The sequence below is a fragment of the Pedobacter nutrimenti genome (assembly GCF_003208655.1).
Classification (GTDB): domain Bacteria; phylum Bacteroidota; class Bacteroidia; order Sphingobacteriales; family Sphingobacteriaceae; genus Pedobacter; species Pedobacter nutrimenti.
Window position 1 is genome coordinate 251,546 of the sequence record NZ_QKLU01000003.1, and the last position, 22,976, is coordinate 274,521.

The window sequence follows — 22,976 nt, forward strand, 5'->3', positions numbered from 1 at the left end:
CGTAAAACTATACAGATGAAACTAAAAAATATAACCAGCAAAATTTTGCTTTTGTTCATTGTAATGGTGGCCATGGGCGCCTGTCGTAAAGACGATTCGAAACTGGACTATGGATTGTCAAAAATTTATATGCCACAAAGCTTCAATACCGGGAAATCGGTTTACTCGGTTCCGGGCTTTGCCAGTAACAGCAGCCCTACGAGTGCCAATTATCAGCTCGATACCATCGCTAAAAAGATAAATGTGCTGTTGGGCGCCGCTTTGTCGGGAACAAATACAGGGGCATTTAGTGTAGATATTGCTGTAAATACCGACACCGTTCAGAAATTACTTGCTTCGGGTGCCTATGGAACGGATTATATGCTGATGCCCGCCTCGGTTTACCGGCTTCCTTCTAAATTGGAAGTGCCGGCCAGCGGATCGGCTTCCTTCAGTTTATCACTGGACATTCAACAATTGATTCAAAACCGCGATGTTTTTTCGGGAAAACATTTGTTGCTCGCCGTGAAGATTGCCAACCCTTCCAAATATGAACTGGATGTGGCTAAAAGCACCACCATTATTGATTATGTGTTTTCGGACAAACTGATTGGATATCCGGTTATTAACGGTGCTTCTGAATATAATTTCAGTGGGGGAGAGCGGGTAACCATTTATGGGGCTAACCTGCAAAAAGTATCAAGGATATCTTTTAAAGGCTCTTCCGCTCCTTTACCTATTCGTTTTATATCCGCAGATTCCATAGGCATTACCTTACCAACACCCGATGCGGGTTTTATACGGAGTGCCCTGGACATCATTAATCCGACAGCTCCGGTAAGCACCAGTTTTGAATTTGTAAACCTCAACAATACTGTTCCTATTTTTACTGAAGGTTATGCTCCGGGTTATGAAGCGGCATGGTGGGCTCCGATTACGCCTTCTACGGATGTTTCCAAAAGAGGCCAAACTTCTTTAAAAATCAGTTATAATGACTTTGCCGTTGGCGGTATTGCGAATTACGGGCCAGGATTTGTTTTTAACGCTGATTATAAATACCTGACCTTTTGGGTAAAGGGTGATGGGAATGACCATACGATTTATCTGTCTGGCAGCGGCAGGATCACAGATTACGGCAATACCGACAGGAGTACGCCGATACTGGTCCCGAAAAATGTATGGACCTATGTTAAACTGCCCTTAAATACCTTAAATCTTTGGTCAAAAGGAAATAGCTTCCAGCTTCTTGGCTGGATTGTTCCGGAAAACGGGGCCCAGCTGCTGTATTTCGATGATGTGTTGTTTGTAAAATAAGAAGATCCGTTTTTTTAACTTAAATATATAAATGTGAATAAATACTTAATTGCAATTGTTGCATTTGCACTGCTCCTTTCCTGTAGTAAAACAAATGGTTCATCCGTGAAGCCAGAACCCAATGAAAATCCGGTAAACCCGGTGTTTTGGGGTATTTTTGACGATACTCCGGGATTGCCCTCTTCCTTTTACACCAATTTGGGAAAATTGCCCAGTACGGTCATGATGTTTATGGACTTTGGCGATTTTCCAATGGATTTTTGCAGGAATACAGCTCAACTTGGATCTATGCCCTATGTGACCTGGGAACCGCGCATTGACATTACAAAAATTCTTAGTGGCCAGTACGACAGTTACCTTGAAAAATTTGGCGGGGATATGGCCAAATTTGGAAAACCTTTATTGTTGCGCTTTGGCCATGAATTTAACGGCGACTGGTACCCATGGAGTATATATGATGATAAGCTGGTACCCGCTTCCACCTATGTGAAGGTATACAAATATGTTCACGATAAAGTTATTGCAGCAGGTGGTACCAAAGCGATATGGGTATGGTGCCCCAATGCAGGTAACGGAGGCCGAAATCCGCAAGATGTTTTATCCTATTACCCTGGCGATAACTATGTGAACTGGATTGGTATGGATGGTTACAATTGGGGAACATCGGCACCAGGTTTTAACTGGAGAAGTTTTTCGGGTGTATTTAATGCGCTTTATCAGCAGCTGACCACAAATTATCCGGGAAAGCCAATTATGATCGGTGAAATGGGCTGCTCCTCAACAGGTGGCGACAAGGTGGCCTGGATCAATGACATGTTTACCCGTTTGCCCATTGATTTTCCAAAAATCAGGTCCTTTACCTGGTTTAATATTGATAAAGAAACCGACTGGCGTTTTAATGTGAGCCCGCAAAGTACCGATGCTTTTAAAGCGGGCATCGCCAAGCCATTTGTTCAATACGATCCGGCACTGGGAAACCTGGGTAGATAATATAAATGCTGAAACCCTTAATAATTAGTACGATGAGACAGATTTTATCCTTTTTATTTTTTTTAAGTTTTGTGTATACCCTGGCTGGGGCGCAAACAAAGGTTCCTTACAAAAATGCGTCTTTGCCCGTTGAAGCGCGCGTTAAAGATTTATTACAACGCATGACTGTGGAAGAGAAAGCAGGGCAGCTGAATCAAATTGTCGGCGATCTGCTCACTGGCCCTTCCTCAGGCAATGCAGGCTGGCAATCGAAAATAAAACTGATAAAAGAGGGGAAAGTGGGGTCTATGCTCAATGTAGTTGGTGCTACTAACACCAGGGCTGTCCAGGAAATTGCCCTGAAAGAGAGCCGTCTGGGCATACCGGTTATTTTCGGATATGATGTGATCCATGGTTATAAAACGATCTTTCCCATTCCCCTGGCCGAGGCTTGCAGTTGGGATATCCCTCAGATGGAAATCAATGCAGCCATTGCAGCAAAAGAGACAGCTGCGGCAGGTGTGCACTGGACCTTTGCACCGATGTGCGACATTAGCAATGACCCCAGATGGGGGCGTGTAATGGAAGGTATTGGCGAGGATCCCTGGTATGGTGGCCTGGTATCGGCGGCAAGAGTAAAAGGTTTACAGGGCAATTTAGACCCCGACCACATTTTGGCCTGCTTAAAACATTATGTAGGTTACGGCAATGTAGAGGCTGGAAAAGAATACAACCGTACCGATATGTCGCGGGTTGAGCTTTGGAATAAATACTTGCCCCCGTTTAAAGCTGCTATAGAGGCTGGTGCGGCTACCGTGATGAACGGTTTTAATACCTTTGAAGGTACTCCGGTAAGTGCCAGCAAATATTTAGTAACCGATGTTTTAAAAAAGAAGTGGGGTTTTAAAGGTTTTTTGGTGAGCGATTGGAATTCATTCGGAGAAATGATCAACTGGGGTTATGCATCTGATCAAAAAGATGTGGCCTATAAGGCTTTTTCAGCCGGATCGATGATGGATATGGAAACCCAGGCGATGGTGGAATACATTCCTTTATTGATTAAAGAAGGCAAAATAAAAATGGCCGAACTGGATGAGGCAGTAGGCCGCATTTTATATTACAAATTTAAATTGGGTTTGTTTGATGGCCAGCATCGTTTCACTGATCCAAAGCGGGAATCGGCCAGTTTATTTACAGAGGAGAACAGACAACAGGCTTTAAAGGCGGCTAAGCGTTCGGTGGTCCTGCTAAAAAATAACCAGCAGACATTGCCCTTAAATGTAAATTCTAAAAAGATTGCCTTAATTGGTTTTTACGCCAGGAGCAAAAATGATCTGTTTGACTTTTGGGTGGCGCAAGGTGATTCAAGTCAGGCGGTTTCTCTTTACGAAGGCATGATGCGGCGCTTTGGAGAAAATAAAATCAGCTACAGCGATGGATACCGGGCAGATGCAAGTACAAATGAGCACCTGATCAATGAAGCGGTTGCCAATGCGGCATCGGCCGATGTTGTGGTCCTGAATATTGGCCTTTCCGGAAAACTGGCGGGAGAAGACCGTTCACTTGCTTATCCGGAAATACCAGAGGGGCAGATTGCTTTGCTAAAAGCATTAAAGAAAACGGGAAAACAAATCATCACCGTCGTTTCTGCCGGGCGCCCGCTGGTTCTTACACCGATCCAGGACCTTAGTGATGCGATCTTGTATACCTGGATATTGGGTACTGAAAATGGCAATGCCGTCGCACAGATTTTAGCCGGAGATGAAAATCCTTCCGGGAAAACAGTATTGAGTTTTCCTTATGCTGTAGGACAAATACCGGTTTATTACAATCATTTTAATACGGGCAGACCAAGCACAACCGATGGTCAGGGCAACTGGTACAGCCGCTACAGGGATATTCCCAATAAGCCACTGTATCCATTTGGTTATGGCTTAAGTTATACCCATTTTTCTTATGGCAACCTGTCTTTGAGCAGCAACGTAAAACAGCGCGGCAAAGCTTTGCAGGTAAAGGTAACTTTAAGCAACGATGGTGCTTATGATGGTGAAGAGGTGGTTCAACTTTATATTCAGGATGTCGTTGCGAATATCGTCCGGCCGGTAAAAGAGCTGAAGGCTTTTCAAAAGGTACTGTTGAAAAAAGGAGAACAAAAAACACTCGTGTTTACACTTGGAGACCAGGAGCTTTCCTATTACAATGCAGAAGGTAATCCGGTTTTAGAACCTGGGCGCTTTAAAGTGTTTGTGGGGGGAAATTCGCAGGAGGTACTTGAACAAAGTTTTGAACTGAAATAATTTGAGTTCGCTTTTGTTTAAAGCGGGGTCTCTTTAAGAAAAAAGGACCATTGGTTTTCCTATACTTCATGTGAAAACCAATGGTCCTTTCTCTTTATAGAGCATGGTTTTTAAATTATAAGCCACCTAAAAGGGGGTCGGTAAAACTTTCTGCCTGACGTTCCAGGTGACCGGCAAATTGCTGGCTGAAAGCCGGGTATTGATCTGTTTTTAAGATCAGGTCGTACCAGTTATAACTTTTACTGAGGTCTATGGTGACCCTAAGCTCTGTTTGGCCCTTTGCGAGCACAATTTCCCGATGCCCTTGTCCATAAGACAAGTCGGTGAGCACAAATTTTATTTCTTCCATGCCCGCTTCTCTTTTTAATTGCAAAACCAGGCTGCTCTTTTTGTGTTCATAGCTCAAAGTGGCCGATAAATCCGGATCCTTAAGGTTACCTTTATACCTTCTGTAAAAACCGTTTGCGCTGTAGATTTTTAAATCATATTGCTGCTGCTTAAACTTTTCCAGCGGCCATTGATAATGTAAGGTATCTCCGGCCGCTGCGGTAAAGGCCCAGCAATCATCAGCGGCATATACGTTAAAGCCTACTCCACTGGCAGCCTCACCAAAATAGGTATTCCCGGCGGTAAAAGCGACATGAAATTCGCCTTTGAGCTGATCCAGTTTTCCATGGGCATAGACCTCATAAGGCAAAGCGTTTGCGGGTTTTATTCCCGGTTCCTGTTTGGGAAGGTGGCTTGTTTTAAGGGGGTCTTTAATGACTTCTAAAATCTCTTTTTGAGAGAGGCTTTTGAAATTGTCCGGTAATTTGGCAAACCTCGCTTTATGAATACCCTCGATAAAAGGTTTTCGTTCTATTTTTTTTGGTAAAGAGAGTTTTTCTCCATGATATGGCCTGAACACTGTGGTCAGGTCTCCGCACAAACTGCGCCTCCAGGAGGTGATGTTGTCTTCATGGACTTTTTTTCCGGTTTTATGACTTAAAAAATGCTCCAGAAACTGAATGGAGGAGGTATGGTCAAAAACCTGAGAATTTACATAACCTCCGCGGCTCCAGGGAGAAACCACAACCATAGGCACCCGGTAGCCTAAACCAACAGGACTTTCCCTGATGTCTTTTTCTGCAGGCACAAACTCTGCCGAAATATCCAGGGAAGCTGAAACCAGCCCGGTGGCAGGGTTTTTAGGGTTTGGAGCGACAAAGGGAGGCATATGGTCAAAATAGCCGTCATTTTCATCGTAGGTTAAGACAAAAATCGTCTTTTTCCATACCTCGGGGTTTTTTGTTAAAATATCAATGACTTCAGAAAGGTACCAGGCCCCGTACCAGGGTGCGCTTGGGTGATCAGAAAAGTTGCAGGGGGCGACCAACCAGGAAACTGCCGGCAATTTGCCTTTATCCACATCTGCCCTGAACTGGTGTAAAACATCGCCTTTTGGAACACGGACTGTTCTCTGGATTCCATTGTCCAGGTAGGTAATGTCTTCCAGACGGTGATAATCGGGGTCATTGCGGTTGGTTACAAATGCCCTGCGGTGGAGGTCCTGTTGCTGCGGGCTTAACTGCTCCAGCGGGTTTTGTTCCAGAAAATCCAGTTCTTTAGTTACCCAGGTTAATTTTTTTTGAAGCTTGGGATCTGCTTTCTCCTGAATTTTTAGGGTCAGCTCTGCCTGGCTCTTTTTTAAAAAAGAAATGTGCTCAGGGTGTCTTTTTACATGATATTGTTTGAAAAATTCGATCGGATTATCGGTGAAATTTCCCAACCACTCGTCTTGTTCCCCTTCAAAACCGACACCTGCGCTCAATTCATTCTGGTAAATTTTCCAGTCTATATCATGGGCACTTAAACGTTCCGGAAAAGTACTCCAGGAGATCCTTTCTGAACCGTCAATATCACCATTTGATAAGTGGGGCTTTGATGCTGCATTCTGCTCTTCTCTGATTTTAGCAGTCCAGAAGAAGCAACGGTTTGGACTGGTCCCGGTTAATGAAGAACAGAAATTATGGTCGCAAACGGTAAAGGCATCGGCCAATGCGTAGTAGAAAGGAACATCTTCTCTGTTGTAATAGCCCATGGTTAAAGGCATATCTGCATAGGCTTTGTTCCCAGACCTTTTGGCCTCAAGCCAGCCATCGAATTTTCCATTGTTTCTTGCATCTACCTGGTTGTCCCAGGAATGGGGCAAAGAACTCATCCAGGTTGCTTTTGTATCTTTAATGTTTAAGCGGAAAGGGGCGTAGGTTTCGTTTTTTTTATTGGTCTGCAGCCACACAGGATAGTTATTGGCCAATGTAATTGCTCTTGGGTCATTAAATCCACGTACCCCTTTTAAGGAACCAAACACATGATCAAAAGACCGGTTTTCCTGCATGAGAAAAACCACGTGCTCGGCATCAAGATAGGTTGTTCCCGGATCGGGGTTGATGGCCAGGGCCCTTTGAATAGAAGGTGGCAAAATACCGGAAAGACCAAAGGTGCCGGCCAGTAAGGAAGCTTTCTTTATAAAATCTCTTCTGTTATCCATTTTTTTGTTCAAATAAAGCCTGCCGGATTTTGTTCCCGGCAGGCTTTCAGGTCATTAATTCTTTAAAACCCACATGGTTTGGTTGGTGTCATCACTGCCGCCGTATTGACTTTGAATGGCATCAGAGACATTTTTTGCATTATAATCGAGTTCATTGGAAGGATACAACCACCTCAGGGGCATTTTAGTGGATGGGTTATTTAAATTCGTTGAGCTATTCAAATTAAATAGGGGATAGCCCGTTCTTCTGTTTTCAAACCAGGCCTGATATTTACTGCCCTGCAGAAAATTAGCAAGGTATTTTTGAGTAATGACCTGCGAAATCTGTTGCTCGGTTGTACCCGAAAGGGCTACAGCTGAACTGGCCGGATAGGCATTAATATAAGTGGCATCCATTTTCATGTTGTGGTTGTAATCTGGTACATCAGGTGTATTGGCTGCAATGAAACTCATGGAACTGGTAATGCCCAATGCATAATAAGCCTGGGCGGTCGTTCCGCTGATCCACCCCCTGATGGTCGCTTCTGCCAGAATAAACTGCAGGTCCCAATAACTGAATACACTTACTGGTTCTGCATTAACCAGTTGTACATAGCGATAATTGATGTCTGCGTAATCTTTTCCTACCCGCTGGGTTTGCAAATTTGCAAATGCATTGGAAGGTTCTGCTCCGGGATAAGCGTTATAGTCCGATTGTAAAAGGCCGGCCGCCAGTTTAACGGCCGAAGGTCTGGCATAGTAAAACAAACGTTTATCATTCATTGCTTTTAATGGATCCAGCAGGGTGTTGGAAAGCATGGTGTAATTTGATTTAACGAAGGAGTTACCGGAGCCTGCGGGTACATCGGACCATGGATAATTCTGATTGGTGATGTTGCTGTAAGCTAAAGCAAAATTGTCATTGTAATTGCGCATCAGCGGCCTGTCGGTCACAATGCGGTTAAACCGTTCGATAACTTTAAGATCGGCATCGCTCGTTTTTTTATAGAGGTTCAACAGCACATGCAGTTCAAAACTATTGGTTAGCCTTCTCCAGTTGTCTACCTTTCCTGAGTAAATCGGATCGCCATCAAAATTGCTTCCCTGGGCAAATAGTTGATCTGCCTGGTCCAGTTCGTTCAATATTCCCAAAAAAACTTGTTTCTGGCTGTCGTATTTCGGCTGCAGGACAGCGTCGCTTTTTCCTTTGATCGCTTCTGCATAAGGGATATCTCCAACCTGCATGGTGGCTATGAAAAATTGCCAGGCCCTTATAAAATGCCCCAAAGCCTGATAAGACTTTTTAAGCCCGTCACTTGTCGCATAGTTTTCCATATAAGGAATATCCCTTAATATGCTCATCCTGTTAAAATCTGTCCGGCCAAGTTTATTGTACTGGAAATTTTCCTGACCTTCTCCCCAGGTTAAATATTTTCCCAGCAGAAAGGGTTGCATAAAAGATTTTTGGCTGCTGATGTCCGTTCTGGTCACATTTAAAATCAAAGAGGTGGCCAGCAAACCTGAAGTGACTTCAGTGGTCGCGTTTGGATTTGTATTGATGTCATCAAATTTTTTACAAGCATTGATCATGAGCATCAATACGGGTAACAATACGATATATTTTAAAGATTTACTTTTCATAATTACATGTATTTAAAAACCTACTTTGATGTTAAAACCGAGCATTCGTTGAGAGGGTGAATTCAGGTTCTCTGTATCCACATCGGGATCTGAGTATTTAAAGTTTGTCCATAAAAACAAATTCTGACCAGTCACCGAAATGGAGGCTCTTTTAACACCGAGCTTACCTGCAAGTTTGGCCGGGAAAGAATAACCCAGGGAAACCTCGCGAAGTTTAACGAAGGATTCGCTTTGGATGCCCATATCCCCACCTCTGAATGTTTGTGCGAAATCCTGATAGCCAACCTGGACATCATTTTTAGCATATTGCCGGGTATCACTGGTAATGTTGCCATATTTATCATAGGTAACACCACCCGAAATCACCTTGACCCCATTGCCTATATAATTGTTCAGTCCCTTCACCACCTGGTCATAACGGTATTGATTATCAGAATCGGGATTGGTACCACTGTCCCACATTTTATCATACATATAATTGTACATTAAGCCACCTATCCTGCCATCAATGTTAATGCCCAGGTTCCAGTTCTTATACCTGAAGTTGTTGATAAATCCAAAGCTGAAATCGGGATCTCCATAGCCATATTTCTTCTCGTAATCACTTTCTACCGGAAAACCATTATTGTAAATGATATTTCCCTGAGGGTCCCTGAGCCAGTAAGTCTTGGTGTAGGTATCCATCCTTTCTCCCTTTTTTGACCAGAGTTTATCTGGTGTATAGATCGGATCTGTATCTACATAATAACGGTGCTGTTTAGACCAGTTGATGGTACTGCGCCATTCAAAATCCTTTGTTTTTATAGGCGATCCGTCTACGGTAATTTCCATGCCCCTTCTTTCATAGGTTTCTTTTGTGTTGACAATAACCATATTAAAGCCTGTGGAGACGGGCAGGTAAGCGGTATTCCCGGCTTGCTTTAAGTCTGTTTGCCTGTTGTAATAATACTTGTTGAAATAGGCCACATCAAAATGCAAACGTTTTTGGAATAAATAACCTGCAGCACCGACTTCCCAGGTTCTTGCAGAGGTTGGAAGTACACCGTCGGCCACCAGGTAAGATGGATAATCTGCGGCATTCAAAGTGTTCCAGGCAGATGTTCTTGTGGAATAGGGACTGTTGATGTTGTAAGGATCTGAAGCATATTTAAACACCGTCCAGGATCCCCGGAGTTTGAGCATGTCGATGGCAGCTGGCATTTTGATCAGCTCGGAAAGTACAACACTGGAACCTAAGGAAGGATAGAAAAATGACCTGGATGTTTTTGGCTGGGCAGAGTTCCAGTCATTTCTGCCTGTAAAATCAAAAAATACAGCATCGTTCCAGCCCACTGAAGCCCGGCCATACAAGCTGTTAATTTGCCTTGAGGATCCGCCCTGATTGATGGTAGCTGGTTCAACAGAGCCTTTTAAAGAAAAGAAGCGGGGCGAGATCAGTCCTCCCTTTGTCGCTGCATTCAAACTTTCATCCACATAATAATATAAGGTTCCTCCGGCTAAGCCATCAAATGACCATTTATTCACCTTCTTGTTGTACGTTAAAATCAGGTCATTATTGGTGCTGAAACCCCAGGTTTTATATAAACGGTATAAACCTTTGGCATCCCATCCGCCAATATCTTTGCCCCGTGTGGAAAATATATTTGCAGTAGGATTGGTCATGGTCTCTTTATTGTTGTAATTGTCATAGCCCAAACGCAGCATCAGGTTAAAATCTTTGCTGAATTTATAATTTGCTGTAACATTTGCATTTACCGTGTTTTGGGTAATTCCATCTAACTTTTCATAAGCAATCAGATAGGGGTTGTCATACCAGTTGGTGTACATCCAGTTCTGTGTTTTATTGGGAACCTTCCAATAATCCTTGTAATCCCGGATGTCATATTCAGTACCTGTCCACATGGTCAGCTGATAGAGATAGCCCTGGGTGCCGTAGCCTGCGCCCCATATTTGGGGTGCCGAACGTCTGCTTACACCAAAACGGCTCTCTATTTTGAATTTATCATTAATCCGGATCTCCCCACCGGAAGTAAAATTCATCATATTTAATTCCTGATTCGGAAATTGCCCCTTATTGTAAACGTGGTTAAGCCCTATTCTGAAACTTCCGTTTTCTCCGGTCTGTGCAATGGCAATATTGTTGTTGGTGACCAGCCCTGTGTTCATAAAATTTTTCAGGTTGTCTTTGCCAACTGAAACCAGGGGCCTGCCATCTTCAAATTGTTTAGTGACCGGATTCCAGTCCCTGGCAGTGTTTCCTGCATCTAATTTTGGGCCCCAAACGTAATCGTTATCAATCTTTCCGTTCTGGCCGCGACCGTAAGAAGATTGCACTTTAGGTATGGCTAAAAAGCCAAGCTGGAACATGGTATTGCTGTTAACATCTATAGCAAGGCCTTTTCCTGCAGCTCCTTTTTTTGTGGTGATCAATAAAACCCCACCTTCAGCTCTTGAACCATAAAGGGCTGATGCGGTAGAACCTTTGAGTAGATCCATGCTTTCAATATCATCTGTGGGCACGTCTCTTAAGGTCATATTTCCATAGGGTACACCATCAATAACCAGCAAAGCATTCTCGCCTCTGAGTTCCAGTGTGGGTCTGGCATTAAACTCTGTGGAATTTTTTACCACAAGACCAGAGATTTGCCCGGTCAATGAAGTGCCGATATCTACACCTTTAACGGTCTGTAGCTTCTCTCCGCTAATCTTCTGGACAGCATAACCCAATGACTTTTCGGCTCTTTTTATGCCCAATGCGGTGACCACAATTTCCTCCAGGTTTTGTTTTACCGCTTCCATAACTACAGTTAAGGCAGCTTCTGAAGAAGTTACCGTAAGCTCCTTTGTTACAAAACCAACGTACTTGATCACCAGGACGTCCCCGGCCTTTGCATGGATTGAAAATTGACCGGCCACACTGGAAGTTGTGCCTTCCTTAGTGCCTTTGATTTGAACTGAAGCTCCGGGCAATGGCTTACCTTCGGCATCGGTTATTAAACCATGCACATTAATTAAATTAACAGACACTTCCATAGGACGGGAAACAACAGGGGGCTGTTTTTTAATCACAACCGTCTTATCTATGATGATATAAGTGAAAGGTTGGCCTTTTAAAATGACGGTCAGGGCTTCGTCCATACCCGCGTCTTTTAGATCAATGCTAATCTTGCCTGCTGCTTTGAAAGATTTATTATTGTAAAAAAAGCTATAGCCAGTCTGTTTTTTAATGTGCTCAAAAAGACTGCTGAACGAGCTGTTTTGTTTTGACAAAGTAATTTTCTGACCATATCCTTTAGCCGAGACCTGAAGGCATCCGATAATTAATACAACAATTGTCAGTTTCATTGCCAATAAAATTTTAAATGAGAAAAACCTCCTCTTAAAAGAGGCTTTTCTGCATAAACTTAAATTCATACTTTTGAATGTTTGGGTTAATTCACAATTTATTTAACAAGGTATTTTCTGAAATCTTCCTGGACTTTTTCCATTCTGATTTATCCGGGTGGAATGCTGCCGGATCCTGTTGCAACCAGGGTCCGGTTTTTTTTACCCATGTGGATTTGGCTAGATAGTTATTTGTTCATACACAAGTGGTTTAAATGAAAACTCTGTTATTTGGTTACAATTATTTTTCTGCCTTCAATTTTGAAGCGGGCCCCGCCATATTCCAGGATCTTCAACGCCTCAGATAAGTGGACTGAACGGGGGATATCTCCAACAAATTCGTCATCTGAATTAAGGCCCTGATAAACGACTTCTACATTATACCATCTTTCTAGTTGTCTCATTACGGTAAACAGATTGTCTTTTTCGAAATGAAAGTAGCCGTTTTTCCAGGCCATCACCTGTTCTATATTGGCTGGTGCGATTTCTATTTTACCAGAAGAGGTTAAGCTCGATTGTTGTCCGGGTTTCAAAAATTGTGCTTCTGACTGCGCATGCCCGCTATGGACCGATACGCGTACAGATCCTTCCAGCAATGTCGTTTTGATATTTTCTTCATCATTGTAAGAATTGACATTGAAATGTGTACCAAATACCTGTACCGTCTGATTTTTGGTGATGACCCGGAAAGGGCTCTTTTTATCCTTGGCAACCTCGAAGTAAGCTTCTCCGTTTAATTCTACCCGGCGTTCCTGCTGCTTTTTAAAACTTGGCGGAAATTTAAGCGAAGAAGCAGAATTTAACCAAACTTTCGTCCCATCGGGCAAAGCAATCTGGTATTGTCCCCCTTTTGGGGTCGAGATGATATTTGTAAGGTTTTTTTGATCCGGACCGGGGTTTACATCCATATCTTTCAGTTCATACACCAACCTGCCGTTGATCTTCGTAATTGAAATTCCGGCCTGCTCGGCGAGTTTTCCATTCTCTGCATTTGAAAGGGAAATCTTTGATCCGTTACTTAGGGTTAAAATTGCTTGGTTTGACCCCGGGGCAATATCGTTTGCATAAGCGGGCGAACGGGAAATCTGGGAACTTGGTTTTTTAGGGTTGAACAGAAAAATACAGACGCCTGTAAACAGGATTACTGCTGCACAAAGGGCAATCTTTGGCCATAAGGGTTTGACGGGCTGGGTGTGGGCATTTTTCTCCTGGATTTTTGTCCATAGTTTCTCTTTAACCTGCCAGTAGTCCGGCTCGTCGAATGTTTGGCTCTTATCGCTGGTCTGTTCTAAAAACCAGGATTCGACAAGTGCATTTTCTTCATCAGTAGCGTTGCCTTTCAGGTATTTATTCAGGAGTTTGTCCGATTTTTTATTTCCCATTTTTATGGTCCTCTATCTGATCTGAAGCTCAATTTATAGTTGAGTTTCAGCTTCAGGATATGACTAAGAACCGTAGCGCGGACGAAAGTAGTAGATGGAGAAGAAAAAAATTAAAAAATTGTAAAAAAGAGGCTAAAAGTATCGGCAAGTCTCATTTTTAATGTCTTTGTGGCATTGCTTACTTGTTTTTTAACGGTAAGTTCGGAAATGGCTAATTTTTCAGAGATCTCCCTGTAAGAAAGGTGTGCTTTTCGGCTTAACTCAAATACTTCCCGCATTTTTGCGGGCAGATAGGCCAGTTCAGCCTCTATTCTGGCGGCCAGTTCACGTTCTCTGACCAAATGGTCTGTGATACATTTCCCTTCTTCCATAAATTGCTGAAGGGAATTTAAGTAATTGGTGCGCACCTTGCTCCGCTGAAAATGTTTTAGAATGCGGTTGCGGATGGATGCATTTAGAAAGGAAGACAGGGAGACCCGGATATCCAGTTCCCTGGACTTGCTCCAAAGCATGACAAATATATCCTGGACGACATCTTCAGATTCATCTTCGTTTAACAGAATTTTTCTTGCATAACGATATAAAATAGCCCAGTACCTGTCGTAGATTTCGGCATAAGCCGCCTCATCGCCCAATTTTAGCAGATCCATTAACTGACCATCTGTAAGATTACAATAAGAGTCCAAAGCCGGGTATTTAGGCTGTGAATATATCAAGGAGCAGGCGTATTCCAAAAATTAAATTTTAACATTCTGAGCGCAAACGTTTGTGTAGATACACCAGGGCCGCTATTTACCAGAGCCGCCCCGGTAGGTATCTTCTGTGACAGCTTCAAGCCATACAGTAGGGCCTTTCTCCCTGCCCGTTATGGCAACCTGACTGAAAGCGGTATCTGCACTTGCACCATGCCAGTGCGGTACATTTGCCGGGCACTTTATGGAATCTCCCTTGCGGAGTATAATTTTAGCCTGCCCTTTTTCCTGATAATAGCCAACCCCGCCGGTAGCCAGTAAAATTTGTCCTGCCGGATGGAGGTGCCACTTGGATCTTGCCCCTGGTTCAAAGGTTACATTTCCAACATCAACGGTGTTTATACTGTCGGCAGCGATCATCGGGTGCAGGTACACGGTCCCGGTAAAATTTCCATTGCTGATTTTTTTACCCTTAGGGAAAACCTGCGCGCTTTGTTGTTTTGCATTTTCCATTTTTTGGTTGTTGTGGCAAGCCGTAAAAAAGGCAATCAGGGCCAGCGGTATATATTTAAAATTGTGCTTCATTGTTTTATAGATTGGTTTGGTAAAAAGTTACCAGTTTATTCACAGCTTGCGACACATATTCTGCCTTCCAATAGGTTTGAATGTGGGTGGCGCCCTCAATCAAAAACAATTCCTTGTTTTTTGCATTGATGGCTTTTTTGAATGCCTCTTCTGTCATGTAATAGCTATCTGCTTTACTTCCGGCCATCATCAAAAGGGGTTGGTTGATCAAATCCATATTTGTGGCCGCATCGAAAGTCATTAAGTCCAACAGGCTGCTTATGGTATATTTAAACGTAGAGTTTGGGTGTGCATGGGTTTTGTAATAATACTCATATCCTTCCCGGTACAGATCGGTCGGAATTTTGGCAACTTCTGCTGCTGTTGGACTGCCGGTACCTGCATAAATCACTTCTCCACCTGCTGCTTCCTGTGCCCGGGCATCTGTAGCTTGCTTTAAACGTTCCTGAATGGTTGCCAATTGAGAATTTTGGAAGCCATTACGTCTTACTTCTCCTGAATTAAACATGCTCAGGGTGGCTACAGCTTTAAATCGTTTATCGCTTTGTGCTGCTTTTAACGTATAACCACCGCCACCACAGATCCCTAAAACACCCAGGCGGTTGGCATCGACCCCAGCGTAGCGGGTAATAAAGTCGGCCATACCGCGAATGTCTTCAATGCGGTTTGCAGGTTTATCGATATGACGTGGCTGTCCACCACTGGCACCCTGATAAGCTGCATCGGCAGCAATGGTGATGTAGCCCGACTCGGCCAGACGTTGAGCATATAATCCGGCCGTTTGTTCTTTGACGCCTCCATTTGGATGAGCGACGACTATGGCCGGATATTTTTTTTCGGCCTGATAATCTGCTGGGGTATATACATTGGCAGCGATCGTAATGCCGTTGAGCTGGTAGCTAACCGGGTGGATATTTACTTTTCCCTTTTCATTTTTAACAATAGCCCCTTCATAAACCAGGGTATAGGGATTTTGAGGGTGGGCCTTTGAAGTGAGCTGTGCGTTTACGGTATCTGCGGCTGTCATTGACATGGCCAGTGCCACTATTGATGTTATTTTTTTCATTTCTTTAAATTTTAATTTTTTGTTATAAATTATTGGGAAACCGGACCTTTATTCCATTGCTTTGGAGTACTTGGTCCAATACGTTTTGAGCCGATTTGGCTTCCTTTACACCCAGATTTGATTTTATAAGATGTACAAATTCCTGTAACTGCCCGGGAGTTAGGCCTATGTGAAGACAAATGTTAAAATGGGAACTGAGCATGGGTTCCACACCGCCAATACTGCTGAGCACGGATATGGTTACCAGTTCCCTGTCGGAATAGCTGAGTACGTCCCGTTCAAAAATATCGGCAAACAAATGTTCTTTCAGAAATATTTCTATTTCAGGGGCAAATGCCGCATAACCGGCTCTGGGTCCATTTTGCGGAGTCCCTGTCAGTTTTTCCAGGATTTCTTTTCCCCGGTCGTATTTGTCCCGTTGATCTTTAACCGGGGATGCTTCTGGCCCGGGTTTATCGCTGATCCCTGTCGCTTTTCGTTCGTCAAGCACGACCATTAGGGTTTGAAGTCCGCGGATACTGCGGGGAAAACCACAGTATGCATAAAGTTGAACAATGGCTTCTTTTATTTCACTGATCGTCAATCCGGCATTAAGTGATGTATTCAATTCCCTTTTTAGTTTTAGTAAATCGCCTTTTGCGGTATAAGCAGCAATACCGACCAGCTGCGTTTCTCTGGAACTTAATGATTTTTCCATAGTGTTTTTTTGTTGTGCTGCTACATTGGAAATTAGACCTGCCAATGCAATTAATAAGGATGCTGTTCTGAATAACTTCATATTGGTTTTTGATTTTCAATGCGCTGATGCAGCAAAGTTGATAAGAACTAATTTGCTGACAGTAGATGGATTACGGTTATTACTACCAATATTACCGATTGGGGTATTTGCGGCCCGGCAGAAACTTTTGAATGTTTATTTTTGTTTCAAAGAAACAATAGAAGGATATGGAAGAGGCAATCAGTTTCGCTAAGATTAGTGAATACAATACTTTTAACAACCAGGAAACCTTACATCCTTTGGTCAGTGTTGTGCATTTGGATAGGGCAGAGCCTCGTGTGCACCGGCGTTTGCGTTACGAATTTTATACCATTTTTTTAAAGCAAATTAAATGTGGTGATCTTCGTTACGGACTTAATAACTATGATTATGAAGAAGGAACATTAATATTTCTTGGCCCCGGACAGGTGATTGGGGAGTATAAAGAGGAATATTATCAGCCTCAGGGAATTGCCCTGGTGTTTCATCCTGATCTGATACATGGAACAACCTTAGGAAAGAAGATCCATGAGTATTCATTTTTCAGCTATGCGGTAAGTGAAGCTTTGCATTTGTCTGAACAGGAACGGAAAATTATAATGGATTGCCTGTCAAAAATTGAATATGAATTGCAACATGCAATTGATAAGCACAGTAAGCAGTTGATTGTATCAAATATTGAATTGTTTTTGAATTATTGTGAACGGTTTTATGACCGGCAGTTTATCACAAGAGACACCGTTAATAAAGGTATTCTGGAGCGGTTTGAGGAATTGTTGAACAGTTATTTTGAATCAGAAAAACCATATTCTATTGGTTTGCCCTCTGTTGCCTATTGCGCGGGTGAATTGCATTTATCTGCCAATTATTTTGGTGATCTGATCAAAAAGGAAACAGGAAAGTCTGCGCAGGAGTACATTCAGAATAAAATTATTGATGTGGCCAAAAACATGGTTTTTGATCGCAATAAATCGGTTAGTGAAATTGCTTATGAATTGGGTTTCAAGTATCCTCAGCACTTTAGCCGGTTGTTTAAAAACCGTGTTGGAATGACTCCAAATGAATACAGAAGCGCGAATTAAAAAAGGAGTACGGTATCCTTGAATGCGTATCGATAGGGCAAATTGATCAAAAAATAAAGCTTTTTAAGAAATGCTCCTATAATGATTTTAAGAAAAAATAATTGACATTTTGTGTAGCGTTTTAACCTGTAGTAACGTTTAGTGTTTTAATTTGTTACTTATACTATGAAAAATCTTTATTTACTCTTTTTTGTTCTTTTCCTGTCTGCATGCTCCAAGGAAAAATTGTACGGTCCTTTTAACCTTAAAAATGGGCAGGAAGTAGAATTGCTGGTGGACCACCGTTATGCTTCCCTTAATGAAACTTTATTAATCCTGCCGCAGAATAAACAGGCCGATGCATCCCTGCGGGGATTTGCCGACAGAAAACCCGGCTATATTTATCGCGTGAAGGCCCGGTTCACTATTATAGAAAATCCGCCTGCGGATGGTTCAGACAGATGGTTTGATTTTTTAAGAATTGTTAGCGAGAATAAATACCAGGGAACTGAGGCTTTTGATATGACACTCGTGGGATCCTTTATCCCAGGGGGAACGGCCATTTTGTTGAGAAAAAAGGAGGATAAATATTATATCGGGGAGAACCTGGAACTGACCTATACCACACCAGCGGTGAAAGCACAACTGGAAGAAATATGGCAAAATTTTTTAGAAGTTCAGAAGAGCTGGGAGGATAAGAAACCGATCCAACCCAAATGGAGGTCCGTAAAGGCAACGGTAACTCATGACCCTAATAATTTTGGAAAGGCTTATCTGGTACAGCGTGTGGATTTTGTCAATTGAGCAGGATCCCGAAGCATAAATTATAATTTGGAAGCTGTTATAGCTTAGTGCTTGTTACACCAAATTTCTGTTTAAAAGCGAAATAAAAATGGGAAAGGTTCTCAAAGCCCAAATCCAGATAAAAGGCCGATGGTTTTTGGCGTTTGTGCTTGATCAGGTAATGCGCTTCCTCTAAACGCCTTTCCAGTAACCACCGTTTAGGTGGCATGTTAAAGGTTCTGTCAAAATCCCGTTTAAATGTAGAGAGGCTGCGTCCGGTGAGCACCGCAAGGGATTCCAGTGGAACATTAAACATATAATTTTGGTTCATGAATTCTTTCAGATCTGTTTTGTAAGATCCGGAAAAATCGAACAACAGGTTTTTCAGGTCAGGATTGCTTTGAAGGAGGAGTTCCATGGCCTCCCTTATTTTTAATGCAGCCAGTTTTGGTGTGGCCTCTTTTGTTTTGTTAATGTAGGGGGCAAGGGAAAGAAAATAAGAGCGCAGAAAATCGTCCGGTTCAAAGAAAAGCTTTTGATTTCCCCGAAAGGGCGTATCGACTGTGATCTTATTTTCAATAGCATATTGCTGTAGGGTTTCCTTGTCCAGGGTGATGGAAACAAACTGATATTTGCCTGATTTGTTGGGATATTTAACCGTCCGGATCAACTGGTTTTTCCGGACGAGTACAACCGTGTTCTCGGTAACAATGGTATGGCCATGTGCATGGAAGGCATGAGTTTCCCCGGACAGCTGAAAACCCAGAAAAAAATCAGGTATAAATTCTTCATCTCCCCTTTGTTTTTCAAAAACACAGGAATAAACTAAATTTCCAAAGATGATTTTATTGGAGGCGGACATAGGGCAAATATCTTAAAATTCAGGCAATTACTGCTGCACCGGAAATGGCAATTTCTTTATCCTGCGCAGGACTACCACCTGAGGAAGCAATAGCACCAATAACATTGCCCTCTTTATTTTTCAACACGATACCCCCGGCAATGGTCAACAGGCCCTGGTTAGCGTTGAGCATTCCAAAACCTTGCATTTCTGCTGCTGCAATAATGCTTCCCATGACGTCGCTGTCCACTCCGAACATGACAGCGGTTTTGGCTTTTTTAACAGCAAAGTCAATGACACCGAAAACACTGTCCAGCCGTGCAAAACTGACCAGGTGTCCTCCGGTGTCTACTACGGCTATACTTACTGGTATTTTAAGGCTCTTTGCTTTTTCAATGGCGGCCTCAAGTACTTTTACAGCCTGTTTATAAGTGATGTTCATTTGATGTTTTTTAGTTAAAGGGAAAGGTTGTGCTGCTCTAGCTTTTCGCAGTCCAGGCTTCGGCCTGCAGCTGTTTTACAAAATTTTCGGTCTCTTTTGGATGGACATTCCTGAAATTACTGTTGTCGTCCAGTGCTACATTTACAATACAATCGGCCATAGATTTCGGATCAAGCTGATTGGCCAGGGCCTCTGCCATCCCATCAAAGGCTGTGGAAGGGGTGAAGTTGGTTTCAGGGTCATACCAGCGAAAAATAGAGTCGGCACCACGGTCGTTAAATCCTGTCCCAAACACACCAGGGTTGCAGGTAGCAATTTTAATGTTGAAAGGCTCCAGTTCTGTCTTAAGGCCTTCAGCAATTGCTTCCAGCGCATGCTTGGAAGCACAATAGGCTGCTACATAAGGAACAGTCCACAAACCACCCATTGAGGAGGTAAATACAATTTTTCCCGATTTCCTTTTGACGAATTTTTTGATGAAACCCTGTGCCAGTTCCAGTGCACCAAACACATTCGTCTCAAACATGGAACGGATCAGGTCCAGGGGCTGTTCAGCTATGGGGCCACCCTGCATAATGCCTGCATTGCTGATCAGAATGTCGATATCGTATTTTTTTAGGGCATTGGCAATGTCCAGCGCATCCGTCACATCCAGCTTATCAACGATAAGGTCGATCCCTTTTTCTTTTGCTTCCCTGATCAGATCACTCATTTGCGGATAAATCTGTGTGGTTGCGATTACTTTATGGCCTTTTGTGGCCAGATCAAGGGCGGCAATTTTACCGAAACCGCTTGCTGCTCCTGTAATTAAGATCGTTTTGCTCATTTTTTATAGATTTAAAATTTATGAATCAAAATTGTCTTATAAATCAGAATTTTTTCTTGCTGGAAAGGCCAATTTTATATTGCTGAAAAGGCCAGCAAAAGAGGTGGATTTTTTAAAATGATTTCAGTTATTTAAAACAGGACCTCCCAGTAGGGCATCGTTACACCGGTCGCACTGGCTATTAGCACAATGTGTAATGTGTGGATTTCGGATGATTTCGTTCGCACATAGCCTGGTGATGTCTTTTGCTTTATAGCAGCGCCAAAGGCTTTTTCCAACCTCAATTTCGCTTGCTGTATTTTTTAAAATACCTTCAAAGTTTTCAAAGCCGTCTGAGCAGCCTCCGGTAAATACAGGAATTACATTGTAAGCTTTGTCCAGTGCCCAGCGCATAAATGGTGTCCGGCCGGCGAGCTGTTCGGCATAATGAATAATGGTGGCCTTGTCAAGGCCTACACCCATAAGCAGTACAAAGCCATTGTCATCTGTTAAGGTCCTAAAAGATGCGTAAAGGTCTGTCGGATTTTGATTTTCAGTAAGTTTTTTGGCTTTGGGACCAATGGCCGTAAAGGAGTTGAGCGGATGGTTTCCACGATGGCTTTCCTGTTGACTCAGGATATATTCCGGCAATAGCCCCATCTCCTGGGTGGAAATGTCTTTGCCTGTTATGGAAAAGATTTGCCCGGTGTCATCATAACTCCCATTCAAAAAGTAGGTGTAATCTCCTGCACCGTTTCTTTCGGGCATATAGGGGGGAATGGGTTTAACCTGATAATGATAGGTAAATGCGGGCGCCAGAATGGTACAACCGCAGGACAGGAATGCATCGGTGATGGTTTTTGCTCCTCCGTTTACTGGTTCACCAAAAGAACGGAGTGAAGCATGTATACAGACTTCAGCACCTTTTAGACCGAGTTGTTCTATAGCCCTTATGAGGTCCTGTTGTTCTATCATGGGAATACTGCTTTACACTATAAAATTAGTGATTAATTAACCGAAACGAATAGATAAGGCTAAATTGCCTGATCAGGAATTTAAGGTGAGGCTTTATTTGTTGTGGCATTATTTTGGTTGAATACTTTTAAGATATGAAGGGTAAAGCTGGCATTAATTTTCCTGCTGTTTTTTTAAGGTGTGCCTGCCTGTTGTTAACAGGTCTTTTTGCTGTGTATCCTTGTTTTGCCCAGACCGGAAAAAAAATAGATGTAAATCATGATGGGAAACCAGATTTCATTTTACACCATCCATCTACCAATACCTTTGAAGTTGATTGTTCAGTGGGCAAACAGCACTTCAAAAAAACAATCCGTTTTTTCGAAGACTATGATCAGCACCTTGCCAACATGAGCTACAATACTAAAAATGGGTTGTTGTGGTTTTCTATCCGTTTTGCCCCAAAATACCTTGACCAGGACACGCTTTGGTTCCGTTTTGATAAGAATAAAAAGGACTGGGCCCTGCAAAAAGTGACCAGTTATCGTTTTAATACCATGGATCCGGCACTGATTTCCAGCACCTGTACTTTTGTCCTGAAAAAGAAATTGTGGCTGCTGAGAGATAATTACCAGCTGGTACAGGAATTAATGGAAAACAGGAAAAACCGGATCAGCAAAAAATGTATAGAAAAACAGGAACATTAAATGCATTGGGTATAGTCTATTTATGTTAAATTCATCAGTTGGATTTTAATTGGGCTTATGATGAGAATATTTTACCTCGGTCTTTTGACCCTATTTAGTTTTAAAGCTGCGGTTGCGCAGGACCTGAAAGACTGTGTTTCCTGCTCTGCAAAGATGATTAAAACAGAGCAGGTGAAAAACCTGAGCATTGATGAGCTGCGGTTTCTAACCAACGATCTTTTTGCAAGAAAGGGATATCGTTTTAAACAGGGAGAGGTGGACAGCTATTATGCTCAAAAGGAATGGTATAAACGGGTAAAGGACAATAACGACATCGTGTTTAGCGATGTTGAAAAACAGAATATTAAATTGTTTCAGGACCGGACTTTATATTTAAAAGGGGAAAGGGAAAAGCTGCTTGCTGAACTTAAAGTCCTGAAACAATATGTATTGGCCGATAACCAGCAGGGACTTTCCAGCCGGTTTGCTTATTCGAAAACCAAGAATGATTTTCAGTTTTTGAAAAAGGCTCTGGAAAAGGTGAGCATTGGGGACATCAACTGGTTTAAACACAAAGCAAAGTACGAGATGACCATAGATGACGGAGATTTTGTAAGGGCTTATTCCATTGATATTAACGGGAGCAAAGTAGTGATCAAATTCAATAACCAGGGAGGATCCAGACTTGACGAACAAAACACGATGTACCCTACGGATTACAACAATGAGTTTGCGTATTGGTGGATTTTTGAATTTGATGGCGCTTTGAAGTATGTCAAGTTTGACGTAGCAGGATAAGTTTTAAACAGAATTAAAGAAAGGAAGGTAA

At 42.6% G+C, this 22,976-nt stretch carries 19 protein-coding genes; 7 read left to right on the top strand and 12 right to left on the bottom strand.

Features of this window, described 5'->3' with window-relative positions:
• Positions 1 to 15 precede the first annotated feature (15 nt).
• From B0O44_RS09240 to bglX, 3 genes are read left to right on the top strand one after another with little or no spacing between them, the layout of a single operon-like run.
• Positions 16 to 1,293, top strand: coding sequence for a DUF1735 domain-containing protein (locus B0O44_RS09240; protein ID WP_110829550.1), 1,278 nt, complete (start codon positions 16 to 18; stop codon positions 1,291 to 1,293).
• A gap of 33 nt (positions 1,294 to 1,326) precedes the next feature.
• Positions 1,327 to 2,283, top strand: coding sequence for a glycoside hydrolase family 26 protein (locus B0O44_RS09245; RefSeq protein WP_110829552.1), 957 nt, complete (start codon positions 1,327 to 1,329; stop codon positions 2,281 to 2,283).
• Between the two features lie 32 nt (positions 2,284 to 2,315).
• Positions 2,316 to 4,559 (top strand): beta-glucosidase BglX, encoded by a 2,244-nt coding sequence (bglX, locus tag B0O44_RS09250; protein WP_110829553.1) that lies wholly within the window; start codon positions 2,316 to 2,318, stop codon positions 4,557 to 4,559.
• A gap of 115 nt (positions 4,560 to 4,674) precedes the next feature.
• Here bglX and B0O44_RS09255 read toward each other — a convergent pair whose 3' ends face one another.
• From B0O44_RS09255 to B0O44_RS09290, 8 genes are all read right to left on the bottom strand, one after another.
• Positions 4,675 to 7,089: a phosphocholine-specific phospholipase C gene (locus B0O44_RS09255; RefSeq protein WP_110829555.1), complete on the bottom strand. Its 2,415-nt coding sequence runs from the start codon at positions 7,087 to 7,089 to the stop codon at positions 4,675 to 4,677.
• A 54-nt stretch (positions 7,090 to 7,143) separates the two neighbouring features.
• Positions 7,144 to 8,709 carry a SusD/RagB family nutrient-binding outer membrane lipoprotein gene (locus tag B0O44_RS09260; RefSeq protein WP_110829556.1) on the bottom strand — a complete coding sequence of 522 codons (1,566 nt, stop codon included), beginning with the start codon at positions 8,707 to 8,709 and terminating at the stop codon, positions 7,144 to 7,146.
• Positions 8,710 to 8,721: 12 nt separating this feature from the next.
• Positions 8,722 to 12,054 (bottom strand): SusC/RagA family TonB-linked outer membrane protein, encoded by a 3,333-nt coding sequence (locus B0O44_RS09265; protein WP_211321351.1) that lies wholly within the window; start codon positions 12,052 to 12,054, stop codon positions 8,722 to 8,724.
• A gap of 266 nt (positions 12,055 to 12,320) precedes the next feature.
• Positions 12,321 to 13,475: a FecR family protein gene (locus tag B0O44_RS09270; protein ID WP_110829559.1), complete on the bottom strand. Its 1,155-nt coding sequence runs from the start codon at positions 13,473 to 13,475 to the stop codon at positions 12,321 to 12,323.
• Between the two features lie 110 nt (positions 13,476 to 13,585).
• Complete coding sequence (locus B0O44_RS09275; protein ID WP_110829561.1) at positions 13,586 to 14,125, bottom strand: RNA polymerase sigma factor; 540 nt, start codon at positions 14,123 to 14,125, stop codon at positions 13,586 to 13,588.
• 138 nt (positions 14,126 to 14,263) lie between these two features.
• The gene (locus tag B0O44_RS09280; protein ID WP_110829563.1) at positions 14,264 to 14,752 is read right to left on the bottom strand and encodes a cupin domain-containing protein; all 489 of its coding nucleotides are present in this window, start codon (positions 14,750 to 14,752) and stop codon (positions 14,264 to 14,266) included.
• Between the two features lie 4 nt (positions 14,753 to 14,756).
• Positions 14,757 to 15,818, bottom strand: a complete 1,062-nt coding sequence (locus B0O44_RS09285; RefSeq protein WP_110829565.1) for an alpha/beta hydrolase — start codon at positions 15,816 to 15,818, stop codon at positions 14,757 to 14,759.
• Between the two features lie 22 nt (positions 15,819 to 15,840).
• A complete protein-coding gene (locus B0O44_RS09290) occupies positions 15,841 to 16,596 on the bottom strand; it encodes a carboxymuconolactone decarboxylase family protein (RefSeq protein ID WP_110829567.1) in 756 nt (251 codons plus the stop codon).
• A 167-nt stretch (positions 16,597 to 16,763) separates the two neighbouring features.
• Between B0O44_RS09290 and B0O44_RS09295 the strand changes: the two genes are divergently transcribed.
• Complete coding sequence (locus tag B0O44_RS09295; RefSeq protein ID WP_110829569.1) at positions 16,764 to 17,657, top strand: helix-turn-helix domain-containing protein; 894 nt, start codon at positions 16,764 to 16,766, stop codon at positions 17,655 to 17,657.
• A 165-nt stretch (positions 17,658 to 17,822) separates the two neighbouring features.
• A complete protein-coding gene (locus B0O44_RS09300) occupies positions 17,823 to 18,440 on the top strand; it encodes a hypothetical protein (protein ID WP_110829571.1) in 618 nt (205 codons plus the stop codon).
• A gap of 37 nt (positions 18,441 to 18,477) precedes the next feature.
• Here the strand turns inward: B0O44_RS09300 and B0O44_RS09305 are convergent, their stop codons facing one another.
• The 4 genes from B0O44_RS09305 to B0O44_RS09320 all read right to left on the bottom strand — a co-directional run bounded on the left by B0O44_RS09305 (position 18,478) and on the right by B0O44_RS09320 (position 21,482).
• On the bottom strand, positions 18,478 to 19,281 hold the full coding sequence (locus tag B0O44_RS09305; protein WP_110829573.1) for a helix-turn-helix domain-containing protein: 804 nt from the start codon (positions 19,279 to 19,281) through the stop codon (positions 18,478 to 18,480).
• A gap of 19 nt (positions 19,282 to 19,300) precedes the next feature.
• Positions 19,301 to 19,702: a GlcG/HbpS family heme-binding protein gene (locus B0O44_RS09310; RefSeq protein WP_110829575.1), complete on the bottom strand. Its 402-nt coding sequence runs from the start codon at positions 19,700 to 19,702 to the stop codon at positions 19,301 to 19,303.
• A gap of 37 nt (positions 19,703 to 19,739) precedes the next feature.
• On the bottom strand, positions 19,740 to 20,528 hold the full coding sequence (locus B0O44_RS09315) for an SDR family oxidoreductase (RefSeq protein ID WP_110829576.1): 789 nt from the start codon (positions 20,526 to 20,528) through the stop codon (positions 19,740 to 19,742).
• 123 nt (positions 20,529 to 20,651) lie between these two features.
• A complete protein-coding gene (locus B0O44_RS09320) occupies positions 20,652 to 21,482 on the bottom strand; it encodes an AAC(3) family N-acetyltransferase (protein WP_110829578.1) in 831 nt (276 codons plus the stop codon).
• A 134-nt stretch (positions 21,483 to 21,616) separates the two neighbouring features.
• Here B0O44_RS09320 and B0O44_RS09325 point away from each other — a divergent pair, with 134 nt between their 5' ends.
• Together B0O44_RS09325 and B0O44_RS09330 are read left to right on the top strand one after the other, a co-directional pair.
• The gene (locus B0O44_RS09325) at positions 21,617 to 22,168 is read left to right on the top strand and encodes a hypothetical protein (RefSeq protein ID WP_110829580.1); all 552 of its coding nucleotides are present in this window, start codon (positions 21,617 to 21,619) and stop codon (positions 22,166 to 22,168) included.
• Positions 22,169 to 22,225: 57 nt separating this feature from the next.
• Positions 22,226 to 22,945, top strand: coding sequence for a YARHG domain-containing protein (locus B0O44_RS09330; protein ID WP_110829582.1), 720 nt, complete (start codon positions 22,226 to 22,228; stop codon positions 22,943 to 22,945).
• Positions 22,946 to 22,976: the final 31 nt, after the last annotated feature.

Excerpts from the sequence above, each read along its gene's own strand:
- B0O44_RS09240 (WP_110829550.1), top strand. The coding sequence starts at position 16 with ATGAAACTAAAAAATATAACCAGCAAAATTTTGCTTTTGTTCATTGTA.
- bglX (WP_110829553.1), top strand. The coding sequence starts at position 2,316 with ATGAGACAGATTTTATCCTTTTTATTTTTTTTAAGTTTTGTGTATACC.
- B0O44_RS09255 (WP_110829555.1), bottom strand. The coding sequence starts at position 7,089 with ATGGATAACAGAAGAGATTTTATAAAGAAAGCTTCCTTACTGGCCGGC.
- B0O44_RS09260 (WP_110829556.1), bottom strand. The coding sequence starts at position 8,709 with ATGAAAAGTAAATCTTTAAAATATATCGTATTGTTACCCGTATTGATG.
- B0O44_RS09265 (WP_211321351.1), bottom strand. The coding sequence starts at position 12,054 with ATGAAACTGACAATTGTTGTATTAATTATCGGATGCCTTCAGGTCTCG.
- B0O44_RS09270 (WP_110829559.1), bottom strand. The coding sequence starts at position 13,475 with ATGGGAAATAAAAAATCGGACAAACTCCTGAATAAATACCTGAAAGGC.
- B0O44_RS09275 (WP_110829561.1), bottom strand. The coding sequence starts at position 14,125 with ATGGATCTGCTAAAATTGGGCGATGAGGCGGCTTATGCCGAAATCTAC.
- B0O44_RS09280 (WP_110829563.1), bottom strand. The coding sequence starts at position 14,752 with ATGAAGCACAATTTTAAATATATACCGCTGGCCCTGATTGCCTTTTTT.
- B0O44_RS09285 (WP_110829565.1), bottom strand. The coding sequence starts at position 15,818 with ATGAAAAAAATAACATCAATAGTGGCACTGGCCATGTCAATGACAGCC.
- B0O44_RS09290 (WP_110829567.1), bottom strand. The coding sequence starts at position 16,596 with ATGAAGTTATTCAGAACAGCATCCTTATTAATTGCATTGGCAGGTCTA.
- B0O44_RS09295 (WP_110829569.1), top strand. The coding sequence starts at position 16,764 with ATGGAAGAGGCAATCAGTTTCGCTAAGATTAGTGAATACAATACTTTT.
- B0O44_RS09300 (WP_110829571.1), top strand. The coding sequence starts at position 17,823 with ATGAAAAATCTTTATTTACTCTTTTTTGTTCTTTTCCTGTCTGCATGC.
- B0O44_RS09305 (WP_110829573.1), bottom strand. The coding sequence starts at position 19,281 with ATGTCCGCCTCCAATAAAATCATCTTTGGAAATTTAGTTTATTCCTGT.
- B0O44_RS09310 (WP_110829575.1), bottom strand. The coding sequence starts at position 19,702 with ATGAACATCACTTATAAACAGGCTGTAAAAGTACTTGAGGCCGCCATT.
- B0O44_RS09315 (WP_110829576.1), bottom strand. The coding sequence starts at position 20,528 with ATGAGCAAAACGATCTTAATTACAGGAGCAGCAAGCGGTTTCGGTAAA.
- B0O44_RS09320 (WP_110829578.1), bottom strand. The coding sequence starts at position 21,482 with ATGATAGAACAACAGGACCTCATAAGGGCTATAGAACAACTCGGTCTA.
- B0O44_RS09325 (WP_110829580.1), top strand. The coding sequence starts at position 21,617 with ATGAAGGGTAAAGCTGGCATTAATTTTCCTGCTGTTTTTTTAAGGTGT.
- B0O44_RS09330 (WP_110829582.1), top strand. The coding sequence starts at position 22,226 with ATGATGAGAATATTTTACCTCGGTCTTTTGACCCTATTTAGTTTTAAA.